Annotated in this window: 16 protein-coding genes; 14 read left to right on the forward strand and 2 right to left on the reverse strand. The window is 68.1% G+C overall.

The genetic code is table 11. The features are described from left to right. The first annotated feature begins 36 nt into the window (after window positions 1-36). From ACYRGX_RS07050 to ACYRGX_RS07085, 8 genes are all read left to right on the forward strand, one after another. Complete coding sequence (locus ACYRGX_RS07050) at window positions 37-990, forward strand: ABC transporter permease (protein ID WP_473055897.1); 954 nt, start codon at window positions 37-39, stop codon at window positions 988-990. A 10-nt stretch (window positions 991-1,000) separates the two neighbouring features. Then, on the forward strand, window positions 1,001-1,891 hold the full coding sequence (locus ACYRGX_RS07055) for an ABC transporter permease (protein ID WP_473055898.1): 891 nt from the start codon (window positions 1,001-1,003) through the stop codon (window positions 1,889-1,891). Beyond that, the gene (locus tag ACYRGX_RS07060; RefSeq protein ID WP_473055899.1) at window positions 1,888-2,952 is read left to right on the forward strand and encodes an ABC transporter ATP-binding protein; all 1,065 of its coding nucleotides are present in this window, start codon (window positions 1,888-1,890) and stop codon (window positions 2,950-2,952) included. Before ACYRGX_RS07055 ends, ACYRGX_RS07060 begins: the two co-directional genes overlap by 4 nt. Continuing rightward, window positions 2,945-3,949: an ABC transporter ATP-binding protein gene (locus ACYRGX_RS07065; protein WP_473055900.1), complete on the forward strand. Its 1,005-nt coding sequence runs from the start codon at window positions 2,945-2,947 to the stop codon at window positions 3,947-3,949. The genes ACYRGX_RS07060 and ACYRGX_RS07065 overlap by 8 nt, the downstream gene beginning before the upstream one ends. Window positions 3,950-3,965: 16 nt before the next feature. Beyond that, window positions 3,966-5,129, forward strand: a complete 1,164-nt coding sequence (locus ACYRGX_RS07070) for an amidase (protein ID WP_473055901.1) — start codon at window positions 3,966-3,968, stop codon at window positions 5,127-5,129. Between the two features lie 19 nt (window positions 5,130-5,148). After that, window positions 5,149-6,387 (forward strand): Zn-dependent hydrolase, encoded by a 1,239-nt coding sequence (locus ACYRGX_RS07075; protein WP_473055902.1) that lies wholly within the window; start codon window positions 5,149-5,151, stop codon window positions 6,385-6,387. A 586-nt stretch (window positions 6,388-6,973) separates the two neighbouring features. Next, on the forward strand, window positions 6,974-7,408 hold the full coding sequence (locus tag ACYRGX_RS07080) for a MarR family winged helix-turn-helix transcriptional regulator (RefSeq protein WP_473055903.1): 435 nt from the start codon (window positions 6,974-6,976) through the stop codon (window positions 7,406-7,408). 8 nt (window positions 7,409-7,416) lie between these two features. Then, window positions 7,417-8,217: a siderophore-interacting protein gene (locus tag ACYRGX_RS07085; protein ID WP_473055904.1), complete on the forward strand. Its 801-nt coding sequence runs from the start codon at window positions 7,417-7,419 to the stop codon at window positions 8,215-8,217. On the opposite strand, the gene ACYRGX_RS07090 is transcribed toward ACYRGX_RS07085, so the two are convergent. Next, window positions 8,169-8,540: a hypothetical protein gene (locus ACYRGX_RS07090; RefSeq protein ID WP_473055905.1), complete on the reverse strand. Its 372-nt coding sequence runs from the start codon at window positions 8,538-8,540 to the stop codon at window positions 8,169-8,171. The genes ACYRGX_RS07085 and ACYRGX_RS07090 overlap by 49 nt on opposite strands. Window positions 8,541-8,880: 340 nt before the next feature. Between ACYRGX_RS07090 and ACYRGX_RS07095 the strand changes: the two genes are divergently transcribed. Then, complete coding sequence (locus tag ACYRGX_RS07095) at window positions 8,881-9,624, forward strand: hypothetical protein (RefSeq protein WP_473055906.1); 744 nt, start codon at window positions 8,881-8,883, stop codon at window positions 9,622-9,624. 1 nt (window position 9,625) lies between these two features. On the opposite strand, the gene ACYRGX_RS07100 is transcribed toward ACYRGX_RS07095, so the two are convergent. After that, window positions 9,626-9,964 carry a zinc ribbon domain-containing protein YjdM gene (locus ACYRGX_RS07100; RefSeq protein ID WP_473055907.1) on the reverse strand — a complete coding sequence of 113 codons (339 nt, stop codon included), beginning with the start codon at window positions 9,962-9,964 and terminating at the stop codon, window positions 9,626-9,628. Between the two features lie 146 nt (window positions 9,965-10,110). On the opposite strand from ACYRGX_RS07100, the gene ACYRGX_RS07105 reads away from it, so the two are divergent. The 5 genes from ACYRGX_RS07105 to ACYRGX_RS07125 all read left to right on the forward strand — a co-directional run bounded on the left by ACYRGX_RS07105 (window position 10,111) and on the right by ACYRGX_RS07125 (window position 15,695). Further along, window positions 10,111-10,737, forward strand: a complete 627-nt coding sequence (locus ACYRGX_RS07105) for a c-type cytochrome (protein WP_473055908.1) — start codon at window positions 10,111-10,113, stop codon at window positions 10,735-10,737. Window positions 10,738-11,191: 454 nt separating this feature from the next. Further along, window positions 11,192-12,199 (forward strand): ABC transporter substrate-binding protein, encoded by a 1,008-nt coding sequence (locus tag ACYRGX_RS07110; RefSeq protein WP_473055909.1) that lies wholly within the window; start codon window positions 11,192-11,194, stop codon window positions 12,197-12,199. Further along, on the forward strand, window positions 12,196-13,173 hold the full coding sequence (locus ACYRGX_RS07115) for an isopenicillin N synthase family dioxygenase (protein ID WP_473055910.1): 978 nt from the start codon (window positions 12,196-12,198) through the stop codon (window positions 13,171-13,173). Before ACYRGX_RS07110 ends, ACYRGX_RS07115 begins: the two co-directional genes overlap by 4 nt. 10 nt (window positions 13,174-13,183) lie before the next feature. Then, window positions 13,184-14,209 carry an aromatic ring-hydroxylating dioxygenase subunit alpha gene (locus ACYRGX_RS07120; protein ID WP_473055911.1) on the forward strand — a complete coding sequence of 342 codons (1,026 nt, stop codon included), beginning with the start codon at window positions 13,184-13,186 and terminating at the stop codon, window positions 14,207-14,209. A 64-nt stretch (window positions 14,210-14,273) separates the two neighbouring features. After that, window positions 14,274-15,695: an amidohydrolase family protein gene (locus tag ACYRGX_RS07125; protein ID WP_473055912.1), complete on the forward strand. Its 1,422-nt coding sequence runs from the start codon at window positions 14,274-14,276 to the stop codon at window positions 15,693-15,695. Window positions 15,696-15,738: the final 43 nt, after the last annotated feature.

Genomic DNA, 15,738 nt, shown 5'->3' on the forward strand with positions numbered 1-15,738 from the left:
GCTGACCGTGGCCCTCTGCCCTGATGAGGTTCACCCATGACTGGCTATCTCCTGCGCCGGCTCGGCTACGCCTTGCCGATCATGCTGGGCGTGTCCTTCCTGTGTTTCATGCTCGTGCACATCTCCCCCGGCGATCCGCTGGTGGCGATCCTGCCGGCCGATGCCTCGGCCGAACTGCAGCGGCAGATGATGCAGCTCTACGGTTTCGACCGGCCGCTGCTCGAGCAATTCGTGCGCTGGCTCTGGCGCGCCCTGCACGGCGACCTGGGCACCTCCATCGCCACCAGCCGCCCGGTCACCGCCGAGGTGCTCAAGGCGGTTGGCAATACGCTGATGATCGCCGTGCTGGCGAGCCTGATCGGCTTCAGCCTGGGTTCGCTGTTCGGCTTCGTCGCCGGCTACTTCCGCAACTCCTGGGCGGACCGGCTGGCCTCGTTCGTCTCGGTTATCGGCGTCAGCCTGCCCAACTACTGGCTGGGCATGGTGCTGGTGATCGTCTTCTCCGCGCAGTTGATGTGGCTGCCGGCGACCGGCGCCGGGCCGGGCGGCTCCAGCGACTGGGCCTGGGACTGGGCGCATGTGCAGTACCTGATCCTGCCGGCGCTGACCATGTCGTTCATTCCCATGGGCATCGTGGCGCGCACCGTGCGCGCGCTGGTCGCCGACACCCTGTCCCAGGAATTCGTCGTCGGCCTGCGCGCCCGCGGCCTGGGCGAGCTCGGGGTGTTCCGCCACGTGGTGAAGAACTGCGCCCCCACCGCGTTGGCGGTGGTCGGCCTGCAGCTGGGCTACCTGCTCGGCGGCTCGATCCTGATCGAGACGGTGTTCTCCTGGCCGGGCACGGGCTTCTTGCTCAACCAGGCGATCTTCCAGCGCGACCTGCCGCTGCTGCAGGGCTCGATCCTGATCCTGGCGCTGTTCTTCGTGTTGCTCAACCTGCTGGTCGACGTGTTGCAGACGCTGCTCGACCCGCGCATCGAGAGGGGCTGAGATGACGGCCATGCAACCCCAGACCACGACTTCGCAAACCCCGCCGCTGGCCGTGCAGCGCTCCCGCGGACATGCCGCCAACGTGTTGCGTCGGCTGCTGCGCAACCCGGTGGCGATGGTCGCCGCCAGCATCATCCTGCTGCTGATCCTGGCGGCGATCTTCGCGCCCTGGATCATGCCCCACGATCCGTTCGCCACCTCCATGCTCAAGCGCCTCAAGCCGATCGGCACAGAAGGCCTGCCGCTGGGCAGCGACGAGCTGGGCCGCGACCTGCTCTCGCGGCTGATCCTCGGTGGCCGGCTGTCGCTGTTCATGGGCATCGCCCCGGTGCTGATCGCCTTCGTCATCGGCAGTGCCATCGGCATCTTCGCCGGCTATGCCGGCGGCTGGATCAACAGCCTGATCATGCGCTGCGTCGACGTGCTCTACGCGTTCCCCTCGGTGCTGCTGGCGATCGCCCTGTCCGGCGCGCTGGGCGCGGGCGTGTTCAACGCGCTGGTGTCGCTCACCGTGGTGTTCATCCCGCAGATCGCGCGGATCGCCGAGAGCGTCACCACCGGCGTGCGGCGTAGCGATTACGTGGACGCGGCGCGCGCCTCCGGCGCTTCGGCCTGGGTGATCGTGCGCCGGCACGTGCTGGGCAACGTGGTCGGGCCGATCTTCGTCTACGCCACCGGGCTTATCTCGGTGTCGATGATCCTCGCCTCGGGGCTGTCGTTCCTCGGCCTGGGGGTCAAGCCGCCGGAGCCGGAATGGGGGCTGATGCTCAACACCCTGCGCACCGCCATCTACACCCAACCCTGGGTCGCGGCGCTGCCGGGGCTGATGATCTTCATCACCTCGGTGTCCTTCAACATGCTCGCCGACGGTCTGCGCTCGGCGATGGAGGTCAAGCAATGAACCTCACCGAGCATCCGGTGCCGCAGGCGCTGCGCGATGTCGGCGGGCCGCGCCAGCCGCTGCTGATCGCCCGCGAGCTGAAGAAGCACTTCCCGCTCAAGGCCCAGGGCCTGCGCCGTACCCGCCAGGCAGTGCGTGCGGTGGACGGGGTGAGCTTCGAGATTCTCAAGGGCGAGACCCTCGGCGTGGTCGGCGAGTCCGGCTGCGGCAAGTCGACCACCGCGCGCCTGCTGATGCAGCTCACCGCCCAGGACAGCGGCGAGCTGATCTTCGACGGCCAGGCACTGGGCCGCGACCTGTCGCTGCGCGACTACCGCCGGCAGACGCAGATGGTCTTCCAGGACAGCTATTCCTCGCTCAATCCGCGCATGACCATCGAGGACACCGTCGCCTTCGCGCCGACGGTGCATGGCGTGCCCCAGCGCGAGGCGCTGCAGCGTGCCCATCGGCTGCTCGAACGGGTCGGCCTGGAGCCGGCGCGGTTCGCCGGGCGCTACCCGCACGAGCTTTCCGGCGGCCAGCGCCAGCGCGTCAACATCGCCCGTGCGCTGGCGCTGGAGCCGCGCCTGGTGATCCTCGACGAATCGGTCTCGGCGCTGGACAAGTCGGTGGAGGCGCAGGTGCTCAACCTGCTCGAAGACCTCAAGCAGGACTTCGGCCTGACCTACGTGTTCATCAGCCACGACCTGGGCGTGGTGCGCTACGTCTCCGACCGGGTACTGGTGATGTACCTCGGCCAGGTGGTCGAGGTGGGCGAGGCCGAGGCGCTGTTCCAGAACCCGCTGCATCCCTACACCCAGGCGCTGCTGCGCTCGATGCCCAGCAGCGATCCGCTGCAGCGTACCGAGGAGGCGCCGCTGGCCGGCGATCCGCCGAACCCCATCGACCCGCCTTCGGGCTGCCGTTTCCACACCCGCTGCGCCTTCGCCCAGGCGGTCTGCGCGCAGCGCGCGCCGCGCTTCCAGGAGGCCGAGGCGGGGCGCAGCGTGGCCTGCCTGCGCTACGAACCCAGCTCCGGCTACGACCTGCGGATTCCCGCCCAGGAGGTGACGCATGGCTGATGCGATGATCCGGCTGACCGACCTGCATGTGGAGTTCAACCCGCCGGGCAAGCGTATCCAGGCGGTCAATGGCGTCAGCCTGGAGGTGGCCAGCGGCGAGGTGCTGGCACTGATCGGCGAGTCCGGCTCCGGCAAGAGCGTCACCCTGCGTGCGCTGATGCGCCTGCACCCGGAGCGCAGCACGCGCTACAGCGGCGGCCTGCAGGTGGCCGGTGAGGACGTGCTGGGGTTGTCCGGCAAGGGCCTGGCGCAACTGCGCGGCAAGCGCGTGGCGATGATCTTCCAGGAGCCGCTGCTGGCGCTCGATCCGGTCTATACGGTGGGCCAGCAGATCGTCGAGGCGATCCGCGCCCACGAATCCGTGAGCCGTAGCGAGGCCCGCGCGCGGGCGCTGCAACTGTTCGAACGGGTACGCATTCCCAGCCCGGAACGGCGCCTGGATGCCTACCCCCACGAGATGTCCGGCGGCATGCGCCAGCGCGCGATGATCGCCCTGGCGCTGGCCTGCAACCCGCAGGTGCTGCTGGCCGACGAGCCGACCACGGCGCTCGACGCCACCGTGCAGATCCAGATTCTGCTGCTGCTGCGTGAGCTACAGCGCGAGCTGGGGCTGTCGATCGTCTTCGTCACCCACGACATCGGCGCCGCCGCGGAGGTCGCCGACCGCATGGCGGTGATGTACGCCGGGCGCATCGTCGAGGAAGGCCCGGCCAGCGAGCTGCTCACCCGGCCCAAGCATCCCTACACCCTGGCGCTGCTGAAAAGCCGGGGCGAGGGCGCACTGCAAAAAGGCACGCGCCTGGAAACCATCGGCGGCGCACCGCCGGACCTGGCCAAGCTGCCCGCAGGCTGCGCCTTCGCCGCGCGCTGTACCTACGCCGAAGAGGCCTGCCAGGCGGCAGTGCCGGCGGCGCGTGAGGTCGGCCCGGCGCACAGCGCCGCCTGCCGCCGTCTGGACGAACTGCCGGCGCTGATCGCCCGCGGCGAACCCGCCTGATCTGGAGAATCCTGTCATGTCCGAATCCGCCCGCTGCTACCTGCCGTATCCCGCCTGCCCGGTCCCCAACGCCAGCGAAGGGCCGCTCGCCGGCCTGAGCTTCGCGGTCAAGGACATCTTCGATGTCGCCGGCTACCCGACCGGCTGCGGCAATCCGCACAAGCTCGCCGAGTCCGGCATCAAGACCGCCCACGCGCCCAGCGCGCAGCGTCTGCTCGACGCCGGCGCGCGTTTCACCGGCAAGACCCTGACCGATGAACTGGCGTTCTCCATGAACGGCAAGAACGCCCACTTCGGCACCCCGCGCAACGGTGGTGCGCCCGCGCGCATTCCCGGTGGCTCCAGCTCCGGCTCCGCCTCGGCGGTGTCCAACGGCCTCTGCGATTTCGCCCTGGGTACCGACACTGGCGGTTCGGTGCGCGCCCCGGCCAGCCATTGCGGAATCATCGGCCTGCGCCCGACGCATGCGCGGGTCAGCCTGGAAAACTGCATGCCGCTGGCCCACGACTTCGACACCTGTGGCTGGTTCGCCCGCGAGCTGGAGGTGTTCGCCCGCGTCGGCGCGGTGCTGCTGGGTGACGATCCGCAACCACTGCCGGCGCAACCGCGACTGTTGCTGCCCGAGGACGTCGTCGCACTGGCCAGCCCGGCGGTGCGCGATGCCTTCGCCACCACGTTGGCTGCGAAGGCGCTGGCGCCCACGCCGGTGAGCTTGCTGACGCCCTCCAGCGATGCGCTCTACTGGGCCTTCCGCTATATCCAGGGCCAGCAGGCCTGGGAAAACCAGGGCGCCTTCCTGCAACGCTACGACGTGCAGCTTGGGCCCGGGGTGAAGGAGCGCTTCACCTGGTCCGCGACCCTCGACGAAGCCAGCGTCGCCCCGCACCGGGAGGTGCGCCGCGCCTTCACCGAGCACCTCGACGCGCTGCTCGGCGACGATGGCGTACTCGTGCTGCCGACCATGCCGGACGTGGCGCCGCTGCTCGCCAGCCCCGAGGAGGCGCTGGAGGACTACCGCAACCAGTCGATCCGCATGCTCTGCCTGTCGGTGCTCTGCGGCTGCCCGCAACTGTCCCTGCCGCTGCTGCAGGTGGACGGCGCGCCGCTGGGCCTTTCTCTCATCGCTCCGCGCGGCAGTGACCGCAGCCTGATCGAATTCGCCAGCCACCTGCTGGCCTGATGCCTACCAAGGACATTCCATGACCCTGCACATCGATTCCGAACGCCTCTGGCAATCCCTCATGCAACTGGCCGAGATCGGCGCCACCGACAAGGGCGGCGTCTGCCGCCTGGCGCTCACCGAGCTCGACCGCCAGGGCCGCGAGCTGTTCGCCGGCTGGTGCCTGGATGCGGGTCTGAGCCTGCGGGTGGACGCCATCGGCAACATCTTCGCGCGCCGCGAAGGCACCGACCCGACGCGTCGCGCGGTGGCCATGGGCAGCCACATCGACACCCAGCCCACCGGCGGCAAGTTCGACGGCAACTTCGGCGTGCTCGCCGGCCTGGAAGTGCTGCGCACCCTCAACGACCACGACGTGAAGACCGCCGCACCGCTGGAAGTGGTGGTCTGGACCAACGAGGAAGGCTCGCGCTTCGTCCCGGTGATGATGGGCTCGGGCGTCTTCAGCGGTGCCTTCTCCCTGGAGCACGCACTCATCCAGCGCGATGTCGACGGTCAGTCGGTGGGCGAGGCGCTGAGCCAGATCGGTTTCGCCGGCGAGCAGGTGCCCGGCGAGGTCCCCGGCGGCATGTTCGACGCCTACTTCGAGGCGCACATCGAGCAGGGCCCGGTGCTCGAGGCACACGGCCTGCCGATCGGGGTGGTGCCCGGCGCGCTCGGCCAGCGCTGGTACGACGTCACCGTTACCGGCATGGAAGCCCATGCCGGCCCCACGCCCATGGAACAGCGCCACGACGCGTTGCTCGCCGCTGCGCGGCTGGTGGACAAGGTCAACGCCATCGCCCTGGACTTCGCGCCCCATGGCCGCGCCACCGTCGGCTACCTGCAGGTCTCGCCGAACTCGCGCAACACCATCCCCGGCACGGTGAAATTCTCGGTGGACTTCCGCGCCCTTGATGACGACGCCCTGGCCGCGATGGACGCCGCCCTGCGCGATGCCTGCGCCACCGCCGAAGCGGCCGACGCGCGGCTCTCGGTCGGCGTCGAGCAGGTGGTCTACTTCCCGCCCTGCCACTTCGACGCCGACTGCGTCGCCAGCGTCCGCCAGGCCGCTGAAACCCTCGGCCTGCCGCACATGGAAGTGGTCAGCGGCGCCGGCCACGACGCGGTGTACATGGCCGACGTGACCCGCGCGGCGATGATCTTCGTGCCCTGCAAGGACGGCATCAGCCACAACGAGATCGAAGACGCCGAACAGCAACACATCGCCGCTGGCGCAGATGTCCTGCTGCATGCGGTGCTGGCCCGCGCGTCCTGAGAGCCTCCGCGCGATGGGAACGCCGCCCCGGACGCTCTGCGTCCGCAAGTCCGAGGCGAACACGTAGGATGGGTTGAGTCGCGGAGCGACGATACCCATCGCGGACGGGGCTGATGGGCATTCCTGCGCCCAACCTACGCGGCGTCGAGCGGGGCCATCGCTCACACCGACGTATCGGGCGACCACACCTTTGGTATGCGACCGCCGCGCTTTCCTCGGTTGATGCGACAGGTTTCGCCCTGCACGGCGAGTCACCTTTCTTGCTTGCCCAAGAAAGGTAACCGAAAGAAGGCACCCCCTACATCCGGCCCCGCCTGCTGCGCAGACGGGATTCCCTCGCTCCGGCATTGCTCCGGGGGGCACGCCACGAAGGGACGTCCCTGTCCCTTCGTGCCTTGCTCGGCGTCCTGCCTCGCATCCCCCTACGCAACGCCTCCACTCGGCCTTCTGAAGGGGGATTCGGGGTGCAGGCCTTAGCGGTCGTGTCAGTCGCCATGACCACTACAAAGTCCCTGTCCGGGATATGGTTGATATTGTCAACCACTTAAGGTATGGTTGACTCCATCAACTATATCCCCATGCCGCCATGTCCGACCGATACCTCGCCGATCCGCTCCAGCAGCTCACCCATGCCTACAAGGGCTTCCTGCACCAGGCCGTGCGTGAGGCGGGCATAGAGCTGCCCGGTACGCACCTGCGGGTGCTGAAGGCGATCGTGCGGCTGCAGCCGACGGCCACGGCCCAGGGCCTGGCGCAACACCTGCGCCGGGACAAGGCGCAGATCACCCGGGTGCTGGCCGAGCTGGTGGCCGGCGGCTGGGTGCTGCGCAGTGACAACCCGGCCGATGGCCGCAGCCAACTGCTGCAGATTGCCGAGCCCAGCCAGGCGTTGTTGCAGCGACTGGCGCAGTTGGAGACCCAGGCCCAGGCGCGCATGACCCGCGGTCTGTCCGCCGAGGCGCTGGAGGGCTTCATCGGCCTGGCGCGGCGGATGACCGAAAACCTCAACGCATCCGAGTAGGAGATCCCATGTCCCGTCCCGCACCCCGTCTGCTCGACGTGCTGGCCAGCCGCCAGCTGACACCCCACATGCTGCGCCTGACCCTCGGTGGCCCGGGCATGGCGCAGTTCCCCGAAGACCAGGCCGGCGCCTACATCAAGTTGATGCTCGAAGGCGCCGACCCCGAGCGGCCGCTGGTGCGCACCTACACCGTCCGCGCCCAGCGTCCCGGCGAGATCGACGTCGACTTCGTGCTGCACGAGGATGCCGGCCCCGCGTCGAGCTGGGCGCTGGCGGCGCAGCCGGGCGAGCGCATCCTGGTGGGTGGTCCTGGGCCGCGCAAGGAGGTGGATGGCGGCGCCGACTGGGTGCTGCTGGCAGCCGACATGACCGCGCTGCCGGCACTTTCGGTGAACCTCGAACGCTTGCCGCGCGAGGCCCGCGGGTACGCGCTGATCGAAGTGGCCGATAGCGCCGACATCCAGGACCTCGACGCGCCGTCCGGCGTCCAGTTGCATTGGTTGGTCAACCCGCACCCCGGGCAGCAGCCGACGTTGCTCGCCGACGCGATTCGCGCGCTGGACTGGCAGCCGGGGAATGTCGGCGTCTGGGCCGCTTGCGAGTTCTCCGGGATGCGTGCGCTACGCCAGCTGTTCCGCGACGAGCGCCCGCTGCCGCGCGGCAGTTTTTACCTGTCCAGCTACTGGAAACTGGGTCAGAGCGAGGACCAGCACAAGGCGATCAAGCGCAGCGATGCCCAGGAGCAGGGGACTGAAGCGCCTCAGTTGCCCAGCGAGGCGCCGGCGCGTTCGCAGGTGATTTCCGCGTAGGGGCGTTCCGGCGAGTACTCACCCGGTACACGCTCAATGCTCTGGGCGTTGGGCTGCACGTTGAAGGTCGGCGACTCCATGCTGCTGGAGAGTTCCTCGCGGGATGCGTGGAAGTTGCAGGTGACCAGCTCGGTGGTGTCGTTGATAACGCGTACCGCGCGGGTGCCGATCAGCTCGGTGCGCGCCTCGTCGCTGGAGGGCGTGACCCCCATCGGTTCGACGCGCACGTTCAGCCCGTTCATGTGGGTGACGATGTTCTCCTTGTCCTGTGCCCAGGTCAGGGGTGCGCCGAGCAGCAGGACGCAAGCGAGCAATCTCTTCATGGTGACTCCCGAATTCAGCTACCGATATATAGATAACGGGAACGCGCTGGGGTTCGCCTGTGGTTACGCGCGTGTCGCGGTCCTCCCGCAGGCGGCAGTCATACGCTGATACCCATCGAGACGAAACGGAAGACGCGCCGCTGTGGCCGGGTGAGGTCCCTGGGGCGAGCGGGCGAAGGGCGCACAAACGCTCTAAGACGCAGCTCGCCGTTTTTTCGGTTTTCCCTGAGGATTCTTTCGGCTTGCCTGGAGGCTTTGCCTCGGGCTAAAAACACCCTGGGCGCCCGATGCGCCCGAGCCAGGCCCGGCGCTCGCGACGGGTGGCCCGTAATCCACAGGGATGACCTCGATGTCAGCTCCGCTCATTCCCGACGCCCGCGCGCGATGTCTTGGCGGGCTGTTGTTCGTGCTGTTGGCGCTGCTGCTGGGCGGTTGCGATGCGCTGCCGGGCAAGGCACGTACCCAGCCGCAGGTCAGCGAGCTGTTCCAGACTCAGGTCGACCGCCTGGCGACCCTGGCGATGCGCAGCAACCTGGAGAGCCTCGATCGCCTGGCCGGCAAGCTCTACCTGCGCAATCCCAAGCAGTGGCGCAAGACCGGTCTTGCCGATGCCGATGCCGCGCGCCAGGCGGTGATGACTGCGATCGACTTGCAGCGGCCACCTCCCGCATTGGGGGGGCGCCAGGACATCGCCGCGCTGGACTATGCGCTGGGGGCGGACTTCAAGGGCGATCGCGTCGGCGCTTTCATCTATGCCCTGGGCAGCATGCTGATCACGGCCCATGGCGGTCGCAAGGCGTTCTACATCACCGACAACCTGGACGTGCGCTTCATCCACAATGCCGCGCGCAACCTCGAGAAGGCCGCCTGGATGCTCGCCAGCCGACGCGGCAGCGACGGGCACAAGCTGCTGCTGGCCAACGAGATTTCGGAGCAGGGCCGTAATCTGAGCTTCGCCACCGAGTTCGCCAAGATGGTCGCGCGCCTGGACCTGCTCACCGATGTTCTCGACGAACGCTACCGGCGCATCGGCGTCAACTACGCCCACGGCCTGCTGTTCCTCAACTTCCTGCCGGTGCAGTAGCTCAGGCCTTCTTGACGAATTCCGACTTGAGCTTCATCGCGCCGATGCCGTCGATGCGGCAGTCGATGTCGTGATCGCCCTCCACCAGGCGGATGTTCTTCACCTTGGTGCCGACCTTGACCACCAGCGAGCTGCCCTTGACCTTGAGGTCCTTGATGACCGTGACGGTGTCGCCATCGGCCAGGGGGTTGCCGACCGAGTCGCGAATCTCCTGGCCTTGCGCGGCTTCCGCCTGCTCGGTCAGGCTCCACTCATGGCCGCACTCGGGGCAGACCAGTTGTGCGCCATCCTCGTAGGTGTATTCGCTGGCGCATTGGGGGCAGGGCGGCAATTGGCTCATGGGGGGCTCTCGCAACGGTGAAAAAGGCGCGCATTGTACAGGGACTTTTCCGCGGTGCCATTTCCTTGATCTGGGTCCGCGGCCGCGAGCGACTTTCTTCCTACCATGCGGCCTCTGCTAGTGTTCACCGGGCCCGATCGATGCCAATGCGCACGCTGCTCCTGTTGTTGTCCTGCTGCCTGGCCGGTGCGGTGCGTGCCGACGACGCGACCCTGCAGCGCTTCGATTACCTGATGGGTGACCCGGCGCGCCGCGAGCAGGCGATCGCTGCGGGACACGAGCGCATCGTGCTCTGTGGCAACTGCCATGGTGAGAATGGCAACAGCGTCCGCGAGTACATCCCCAACCTGGCCGAGCAGAACCCCGTTTACCTGTTCAGTTCCTTCGAGAAATTCGCCGACGGACGGCGCAGCAACTACGTCATGTCGCGCCTGGCCGAAGTGCTCAGTGAAGAGGATCGCGTCAACGTCGCCATCTACTTCAGCCAGCAACAGGTCGAGCCCCGTCCCTCTGTCGGCAGTGCCGAACAGCGCGAGCACGGCAAGGCGATCTTCAAGAGCACCTGCGTGGCCTGCCACGGCGCCCGGGGCGAGGGCATGCACGACACGCCGCGCCTGGCCGGGCAGCCGGCGGTCTACCTGGAACACACCCTCAACCTGTTCCGCCAGCGCGACCCGAGCCGCTCCGGCTCGCCGATGATCAGCGTCGCCGCGGGCCTTTCCGAACGCGATGTCGCCGACCTGGCGGCCTATCTCAACGGACTGCAGCCCTGATCCGCACCATTAGCTTGCAGTAGGCACCGACATTGCCCCTCCACGAAGCGTAACCGAGGGCGTCCGGTAGTTTGCGCAATCGCACAGAAGGGACGTGCCGCCGCCTGTTCAGTGGCCTTAGCCTGCCAATGCGGCGAATTGGCACGCTGTTCGCTTCTGACCCGTCAGAGTAGAAGCGGTTAGCGCGAGCCCCTCCCCGGTGCCACGCGGGACATTGCTCTTGCGCCCCCTAGCCTGGGCGCACATCCGTCATCGGGTGCTTGAACCTGGCCACAGAGCCCAGGACGAGAGAGGAATGCCGCCGTGAACGCCTTGTGCCTTGTCGTGCCCTTTCCCCCGTGCGCCGTCGTGCGCCCGTCCCTTGTTGCTCTCCGGCCAGTGCTGCGCTTTCGCGTCGGCGCTGCACCCGTTGTCGTCGTTTCGCTTGCGGTTCCCTTTTTTCCGGAGAGAAAACATGAACGACCGTGTCTTGCGTAAACCACTGTCCCTGCTGCGCCGACTGCGCCCCGTGCTGCTGCCGCTGGCGTTGTGCGCCGCGCCGCTGGCACAGGCCGCGGACAAACTGACCCTGCTCACCTCCTGGTACGCCCAGGCCGAGCACGGTGGCTTCTACCAGGCCATCGCCGAAGGCATCTACGCCCGCCACGGGCTGGACGTGACGGTGAAGATGGGTGGCCCGCAGATCAACGGCATGCAACTGCTGCTGGCGGGCAAGGCCGACGTGATCGTCGGCTACGACTTCCAGGTGCTCAAGACCCTCGAACGGGGCATGCCGGTGGCGGCCATAGGCGCCTGTTTCCAGGGCGACCCGCAGGGCATGCTGACCCATGCCGACGTCAAAGGGCTGGATGATCTGCAGGACAAGACCATCCTCGTCGCCACCTCCGGGCAGACGTCCTGGTGGCCGTGGCTGAAGGCCAAGTACGGCCTGCAGGACAGCCAGGCGCGGCCCTACATCTTCAACATGCAGCCGTTCTTCGCCGACCACGACGTGGTGCAGCAGGGCTACGCCAGCTCCGAGCTGTTCCAGGCCCGTCAGCACGAGAAGGACGCCCGCTTCTTCCTCTTCGCCGACGACGGCTACCCGCCCTATGGCTCGACACTGGTCACGCGTCACGAACTGATCGAGAAACGCAGTGACGACCTGCAGCGCTTCTACGACGCCACCATGGAAGGCTGGAAGAGCTACCTGGCCAACCCCGCGCCGGGCAATGCGTTGATCAAGCAGGACAACCCCAACATGAGCGACGAACTGCTCGCCTGGGGCGTGGCGCAGATTCGGCAGCTCAAGCTGGTCACCGGCGGTGATGCGGCTACGGCCGGAATCGGCGTGATGACCGACGCCCGCTGGCAGAAGACCCGCGATTACATGGTCGATAACGGCCTGTTGGACGCCGGGTTGGACTTCCACAAGGGCTACGACCTGCGCTTCGTGAAAGGCGCGGAGAAGGTCCTGCCGTGATTCCCTACCGTGCGCCGCAGGTGGCCCGCGAGCTGCCGGTGATCGACCTGAGCGCGGCCGGCGGCGCCGCCGGGCGCCGGGCGCTGGCCCTGCGCATCCGCGAGACCTGCCGCGACGTGGGCTTCTTCTACATCAGCGGGCATGGTGTGCCGCAGGCCCTGATCGACGCCCAGTTCGTCGCGGCTCAGCGCTTCTTCGCGCTGCCGCAAGCGACCAAGCGGGCCGTGCTCAGCGCTGCCGAGCACGCCAACCTGGGCTATCAGCCGGCGGCCAGTCAGGCGCTGGACGACGGCTCGCCGGCGGATCTCAAGGAAGGCTTCCAGATCGGCTTCGAGCTGCCCGACGGGCACCTTCGTTCGGCCGCCGCGGCGGCGTTCCACGGGGTAAACCGCTGGCCGGCGCTGAACGGTTTTCGCGAGCAGTGCCAGGCCTACTACGCGGCGATGATGGACCTCTCGGCGCGCCTGCTGGGGCTGATCGCCCTGTCCCTGGAGCTGCCGGAAGACTTCTTCACCGCGCACCTGCGCACGCCCATCGCCTCGCTGCGGCTGCTGCACTACCCGCCGCAACCGCAGGTGACGGACAACTGCCTGGGCGCCGGCGCGCACACCGACTGGGGCCTGCTGACGCTGCTGGCGCAGGACGCCGTGGGTGGTCTGGAAGTATGCAACGCCGCCGGCGAGTGGATCGCCGCGACGCCGTTGCCCGGCACCTTCGTGGTCAACCTGGGCGATCTGCTGCAGCGCTGGAGCAACGATCTCTACCTATCCAATCCGCACCGGGTACGCAACGCCGACCCTGCGCGTGCGCGCTATTCGCTGGCCTTTTTCCAGGACGGCGATGCGCGCAGCCAGGTGGCCTGCCTGCCCAGTTGCGTCAGCGCCGCACGACCGGCGCACTACGAACCCTGCCTGATCGGCGACTACATGCACGAAAAGGTGCGGCAGACCTTCGGCGCCGCACGTCATTCCTGAGGAAAGCAACATGCTGGTAACCAAACAACCCGTCCTGCGTCGCTTCTGGTACGCGCTGCTGCCGCTCACCGCGCTCGACGATGGCCCCAAGCCTTTCACCCTGCTCGGCGAAGCCCTGGTGCTGTGGAAGGACCCGGAGGGCAACCCGGTGGCCATGCGCGACCGCTGCTGCCACCGCACCGCCAAGCTCTCCAAAGGCTTCATCGCCGAGTCCGGGCACATCGCCTGCGGCTACCACGGCTGGGAATACGACGCCTCCGGCGCCTGCAGCCGCGTCCCGCAGAACCCTGACGGCCGCGTACCGGCCGGCGCCAAGGTGGAAACCTTCCGTTGCCAGGCGCGCTACGGTTACGCCTGGGTGGCGCTGGACGATCCGCTGGCGGACATCCCGGAATTCCCCGAAGACGGCCAGCCCGGCTACCGCCGCATCTTCCAGTTCTACGAGGAGTGGAAGACCAGCCCGCTGCGGGTGATGGAGAACTCCTTCGACAATTCGCACTTCTCCTTCGTGCACAAGGCCAACTTCGGCCTGTTCGACCAGCCGCAGCCGTCCTCCTACGAGTTCCGCGAGACCGACTACGGCTTCGAGGCGGAAACCCTGGTGCCGATCCGCAACCCCGAGGCGAGCTTCCGCATCACCGGCAGCCGCGAGCCGATCACCCGCCGCCACCTGGTCAACCGCTACTACCTGCCGTTCAGCCGGCGCTTCGGCTGCCACTACCCGGACAGCGGCATCGACCACATCATCTACAACTGCGCCACGCCGATCGACGATGGCCGGCTGATGCTGGTGCAGTGGCTGTACCGCAACGACAGCGAGGCGCAGTGCTCCGCCCAGGAGCTGATCGACTGGGACGCGGCGATTACCGCCGAGGACCGCGAGATCCTCGAGGCCACCGATTACGACGCCTGCGTCGATACCCGTCGCCGGGTGGAACTCCACATGGCTTCGGACAAGCCGGGCATCGTCATCCGCAACCAACTGATGGCGCTGCTCGAGGCCCACGGCGAGCAGGAAGTCTTCCACACCGCTTGATGTGGCCCGCGCCGGGCCTGCGCTTCGCGGGCCCGGTGCTTCTCTGCTGTGCGAGGTTTCCTGCATGACCCACAACTGCCTGATCCGTGGCGCCAGCGCCATCCTCACCGGCCTGCCGGGCAGCGCCGCGCGCGCCAGCGGCAGCGACCTGCGCGTGCGCAACGGGCGCATTGAGGCCATCGGCCAACTGACGCCCGAGCCGGGTGAACGCGTCATCGAGGCCCGCGACTGCGTGGTCTATCCGGCCTGGGTGAACACCCATCATCACCTGTTCCAGTCGCTGCTCAAGGGCGAGCCGGGCGGACTCAACCAGACCCTCACGCCCTGGCTGGCGGCCACGCCCTATCGTTACCGCGGCGCCTTCGACGAACAGGCGCTGCGCCTGGCCGCGCGCATCGGCCTGCTCGAACTGGCCCGTTCCGGCTGCGCCACGGTCGCCGACCATCATTACCTGTACTACCCGGGCATGCCCTTCGACGGCGCCGCGATCCTCTTCGAGGAAGCCGAGGCACTGGGCCTGCGCTTCGTCCTCTGCCGTGGCGGCGGTACCCAGACCCGCCAGTTGGAGGCCGAGCTGCCGCAGGCGCTGCGCGCCGAACGCATCGACGACTACCTGGCCGACGTGCAGCGCCTGGTGGCGCGTTATCACCAGCCGCAGGCCGATGCCATGCGCCGGGTGGTGATGGCGCCGACCACCACGCTGCACTCGACCACTCCTGACGAGTTGCGCGAAACCGCCCGCGCCGCCCGTTCGCTGGGCATTCGCCTGCACAGTCACCTGTCCGAGACGGTGGACTACCTGGATGCCGCGCGCGGCAAGTTCGGCATGACGCCGGTGCAGTTCTGCGCCGAGCACGAATGGCTGGGCAGCGATGTCTGGTTCGCCCACCTGGTCAAGCTGTTGCCCGAGGAGATTGCTCTGCTGGGCACCACGGGTACCGGTATCGCCAGTTGTCCACAGAGCAACGGCCGCCTGGGCAGCGGTATCGCCGACCTGCCGGGGCTGGAAGCGGCCGGGGTCACGGTGTCCCTGGGGGTGGACGGCGCCGCGTCCAACGAAGCCGCCGACATGCTCTCGGAAACCCACGCCGCCTGGCTGCTGCAGCGCGCGCGCAAGGGTGAGCAGGCGCAGCCGCGCTACGCCGGTGGCACCTTCGAAGGCGGCGCCGATGCGGCGAGCATCGAGGACGTACTGCGCTGGGGAACCGCCGGCGGCGCCGCGGTGCTGGGTCTGGACGCCGTCGGCAGCCTGGCGCCCGGGCAGGCGGCGGACATCGCCATCTACGGCCTGGACGACCCGCGTTACTTCGGCCTGCACGACCCGGCCATCGGCCCCATCGCCTGCGGCGGCCGCGCCCGCCTGAAGGCCCTGCTGGTGGCGGGCCGCGCGGTGGTCGAGGACGACCAGATACCCGGCGTCGACCTCGCCGAACTGGCCGCCCAGTCCCGCGAGGCCGTGCGCCGGCTGCAGACCTACAGCGGCTAGGAGGCGTAACGCTTCAGTGGTCCAGCGTTCGGGCTAGCGCGCA

The sequence above is a fragment of the Pseudomonas sp. R4-15 genome (assembly GCF_055768815.1).